Origin of the sequence: Psychroserpens sp. XS_ASV72, from assembly GCF_041224425.1 — a bacterium.
In the GTDB taxonomy this organism is placed as follows: Bacteria; Bacteroidota; Bacteroidia; order Flavobacteriales; family Flavobacteriaceae; genus Psychroserpens.
The window spans coordinates 1-369 of the sequence record NZ_JBGFGL010000013.1; the positions used below are offsets into that span (position 1 = coordinate 1).

A 369-nucleotide genomic window follows, 5' to 3' on the forward strand; every position below is an offset into this window, starting at 1 on the left:
AATAAATAATACATGTCCTGAAGAAGAAAGCATAACCATCACCGTCGACCCGCTTCCGAACGCCGTTACGGTATCTGCTACCGCACCTAGCGTGTGCTCTGGCGATGACGGTGAGTTCGTGGTCAGTGGCGATGCCGGTGACACCGTGACCTACAGTATAGACGGCGGCCCGTCGGTAACAGGCGTGATACCTGCTGACGGTACGCTTGAGATCGCAGTTGTGGGGATCACCTCAGCGACGACCATCGATGTCAGCAACGTTTCCAATACGAGCTGTGACCTTGACCTTACGGGCGTTAGCGCTACGATCACCGTCGACCCGCTTCCGAACGCCGTTACGGTATCTGCTACCGCACCTAGCGTGTGCTC

1 protein-coding gene is annotated in these 369 nt (G+C 56.4%); it reads left to right on the plus strand.

Annotation, left to right across the window (positions count from 1 at the left end):
- The coding region (locus tag AB9K26_RS00030) for a hypothetical protein (protein WP_369970510.1) at window positions 1-369 on the plus strand (369 nt) is incomplete at both ends.